Source organism: Streptomyces europaeiscabiei, assembly GCF_001550375.1.
Taxonomy (GTDB): Bacteria; Actinomycetota; Actinomycetes; order Streptomycetales; family Streptomycetaceae; genus Streptomyces; species Streptomyces europaeiscabiei.
The window spans coordinates 1-3,807 of record NZ_LRTR01000557.1; the positions used below are offsets into that span (position 1 = coordinate 1).

General features: G+C 73.3%; 3 protein-coding genes and 1 pseudogene. 2 read left to right on the top strand and 2 right to left on the bottom strand.

Annotation, left to right across the window (positions count from 1 at the left end):
* Positions 1-801, top strand: a pseudogene (locus tag AWZ10_RS27285) (serine/threonine-protein kinase); the annotation flags it as partial.
* A 17-nt stretch (positions 802-818) separates the two neighbouring features.
* Here AWZ10_RS27285 and AWZ10_RS27290 read toward each other — a convergent pair.
* On the bottom strand, positions 819-1,586 hold the full coding sequence (locus AWZ10_RS27290; RefSeq protein WP_060892296.1) for a hypothetical protein: 768 nt from the start codon (positions 1,584-1,586) through the stop codon (positions 819-821).
* A gap of 3 nt (positions 1,587-1,589) precedes the next feature.
* Positions 1,590-2,639 carry a LacI family DNA-binding transcriptional regulator gene (locus AWZ10_RS27295; protein ID WP_046703253.1) on the bottom strand — a complete coding sequence of 350 codons (1,050 nt, stop codon included), beginning with the start codon at positions 2,637-2,639 and terminating at the stop codon, positions 1,590-1,592.
* Positions 2,640-2,891: 252 nt separating this feature from the next.
* On the opposite strand from AWZ10_RS27295, the gene AWZ10_RS27300 reads away from it, so the two are divergent.
* Positions 2,892-3,807: ROK family protein (locus tag AWZ10_RS27300; RefSeq protein ID WP_060892297.1), on the top strand; the 916-nt coding region annotated here is incomplete at its 3' end.

Genomic DNA, 3,807 nt, shown 5'->3' on the forward strand with positions numbered 1-3,807 from the left:
CCGCAGCCGGTCCCGGGACCCGGCACGGGGGCATCCACGGCGGTCGACGGGCCCGGTGCGGGCACGCCGCAGGTGCCGGTACCCGCTTCCGGAGCCGCCACCACCGTGTCCTCGACCGGCAGTCGGCCCCGCAAGGGCCGCGCCCTCCTCGCCACCGTCGCCGTCACCGTCGTGCTCGCCGCCTCGGGCGTCACGGTCGCGCTGCTCACCGGGGACGACGACGCGCGGACGGGCGCTCGGCCCTCGGCCGACGAATCGATCAGCGGCACCCCCTCCCCGGGCCGCAGCCGGGGCACCGTCGACCTCTCCGACGACTCCGACGCCACCGAGGACGGGAAGGACGACAAGAAGTCCCCGAGCCCGAGCGAGAAGGTGAAGGAGGATGAGAGGGAGACCGAGGCGTCCGCCTCCCCGTCGAAGAACGCGAGCGGCGGCACCACCGGTGGCGGCTCAGGGGGTTCGGACACCTCCGGCGGCTCCACCAGCGGGGACACGACCGGAGGGGAGACCGAGGAGACGCCGGTCTGCCACTCGATCGGCGGCGGCAAGTACAACTGCACGGTCTGGACCACCGCGAAGTCCTACACCGCCGCCGGCACCGAGGTCGGCGTCCTCAAGCAGGGCATCAACTACTTCTACTGCCAGCAGAACCTGGGCCGTCGCGAGACCTCGGGCGAGTGGACCAACGTCTGGTGGGCGAAGACCGACGACGACAGCGGCAACACGAACGTCTGGGTCAGCGACGTCTACATCCAGGGCGGCGACAACGACGCCCCGGTGCCCGGCCTCCCCGTCTGCTGAGGCCGGGGCCCACGGCCCTACGCCCGCGGGTGGGGCCGCACGTACTGCTCCAGGCCCGACACCGTCGTCCACCTCTGTTCGGCGAACAGCTCCCTGCCCCGCAGGCACAGCCCTCGGTCGCCTCGCGCCCGGGCGCAGAACTCGTCGGGGGTGGTGCCGAACAGGTCGCGCAATCCGGCCGACGAGGCGAGGAGTTCGGCGATGAGCGGGCGCTGCCGGCCCGGGTGGGAGCGCGGGCCGGGGCCGCCGTCGCGCAGGACACCCCACCGGTTGACGTAGATCCAGGCATGGTCGAGGAGTTCACCCGACTCCAGCTCGACAGGGAAGTCGGCGGCGGGCAGGGCGGCCCGCTGGAAGTTGCCGGTCGGGGAGTCGGCGCCCTCGCTCGCGTCGACCACGGCGAGCTGCGCCTCGTCGAGCCAGGTGATGAACAGTTCGGCGGTGGAGCCGGGGGAGTGGAACGGCGACGCGGACAGGTAGCCGAGCAGGCTGACGTGGGCGGAGACGCCGATCCCGATGTCCGTGACCCTCGCCCTGACCATGGGGATACGGCACTCCACACCGTGCTCGGCCATCTTGTGGACGAGCTGCGCGGGGCAGGCGTTGGAGCCGACCGAGAGGACGGGGACCCGGTCCTCGAAGACGAGCGTGTCCAGCGGCAGCATCCGGTTGCCGTCCAGGAGCGCCGACTCGACAGGCCACGCGCCCGGATAGCTCAGTGGGTCCTCGCGCGGCGCCACGGCGAGGCCGAGCGCTTCGAGCGTACGGGGGTCGGGGGCGTCCAAGAGTCAGTCCGCGGGCGGGAGTTCGCCCGAGCCGCGGGCGATCAGCCTGGTGGGCAGCTCGATACGCTCGGGGGCGACGAGGGAGCCGTCCAGCTGCCGGAACAGGCGCTCGGCGGCGGTGCGGCCCAGCCGGGCGGGGTCCTGGGCGACCACGGTGATGCCCGGCCGGAGCAGATCGGCCAGCTCGAAGTCGTCGAAGCCGACGAGGGCGACCGGACGGGTGTGTCCGGCGAGGACCCGCACGACCGTCACCGTCACCCGGTTGTTGCCCGCGAAGACCGCCGTGACGGGCGACGGACCGGACAGCATGTCCTCGGCCGCCCTGCGGACCCGCTCGGGGTCGGTGACGCCCAGGGACATCCACGCGTCCTCGACCTGTATCCCGGCGTCCTCCATGGCCGCCCGGTAGCCGCGCAGCCGCTCGGCGGCCGTGTGGATGCGGGGCATGTCGCCGATGAAGCCGATGCGGCGGTGGCCGTGGGCGATGAGGTGGGCGACGCCGTCGCGAGCCCCGCCGAAGCTGTCCGACAGCACCACGTCGGCGTCGATCCGCCCGGCCGGGCGGTCCACGAACACCGTGGCGACACCCGCCCTGATCTCGGGCTCCAGATACCGGTGGTCGTCACCGGCCGGAATGATCACCAGCCCGTCGACGCGGCGGGCGCACAGCGCCAGCGCCAGCTCCTGCTCGCGATCAGGGTCCTCGGCGCTGGAGCCGTTGATCAGCAGCGAACCGTGGGCGCGGGACACCTCCTCCACCGCCCGGCTGAGCGGACCGTAGAACGGGTCGGCGAGGTCCTCCAGGACCAGGCCGATGCTGGCCGTACGGCCCTTGCGCAGCACCCGCGCGCTGTCGTTGCGCCGGAAGCCGAGCGCCTCGATCGCCTCCTGGACGCGGCGCTCGGTGTCCGAGGTGACGCCCGGCTCGCCGTTCACCACCCGGGAGACCGTCTTCAGACCCACCCCGGCCCGGGCCGCGACGTCCTTCATCGTGGGACGGTTGCCGTAGCGGTTCTCGGGGCGGCGGGCGATGCCGTTGGCGGGCTCGGGCACTATGCGCTGTCCTGTCCTGTCGTCCACGGGTGTGGTCGGTGGTGCCGTGTCGGAATTGTGCGGCTGTTGAGGATGTGGCGTCGAGCATAGAGCCTGGACAACGTTGTCACGGCCGGGGGAGACTGTCTATCGCATTCTCTGGCCGGCGCCCCCCACCAGGCGAGCGTCGTGCTGCCCGTTTCCGGCCGGAGATCCGGGCGTCGCTCTGTTCGGGCGCCCGGTAGGAGACTCGCAGCGGGAGAACTGACACTGATGCAGACCGACCTCGTGGCCGCGCTCGACATCGGCGGCACCAAGATCGCCGGGGCGCTGGTGGACGGCCACGGCCGGATCCTGGTGCGCGCGCAGGGCCCGACGCCCGCGCAGGAGGACGGCGACACCGTCATGCGGGCCGTGGAAGAGGTGCTCGGCGAGCTGACAGCCGACCCGCTGTGGGGCGGGGCCGCGGCCGTCGGGATCGGCAGCGCAGGACCGGTGGACGCCTCGGCCGGCACGGTGAGTCCGGTGAACGTCCCCGGCTGGCGCGGCTTCCCCCTCGTCGAGCGGGTCCGGGCGGCGACCGGCGGGCTCCCCGTCGAACTGATCGGCGACGGTGTGGCCATCACGGCCGCCGAGCACTGGCAGGGCGCCGCGCGCGGCCACGACAACGCGCTGTGCATGGTCGTCTCGACGGGCGTCGGCGGCGGCCTCGTCCTCGGTGGAATGCTGCACGCGGGCCCCACCGGGAACGCCGGCCATATCGGTCACATCAGCGTCGACCTCGACGGTGACGCCTGCCCGTGCGGCGCCCGCGGCTGTGTCGAGCGCATCGCGAGCGGCCCCAACATCGCCCGACGCGCGCTGGAGAACGGCTGGCGGCCCGGCCCCGACGGGGACACCTCGGCCGCGGCGGTCGCCGTCGCCGCGAAGGCCGGTGACCCGATCGCAGTGGCCTCCTTCGAACGCGCCGCCCAGGCCCTCGCCGCCGGTATCGCCGCCACCGCCACCCTCGTCGAGATCGACATCGCCGTCATCGGCGGCGGCGTCGCGAACGCCGGCGACGTTCTCTTCGCCCCCCTCCGCACCGCCCTCAAGGACTACGCCACCCTGTCCTTCGTCCAGCACCTCACCATCGCCCCCGCCGTGATGGGCACGGACGCGGGCCTGGTGGGCGCCGCCGCGGCGGCGC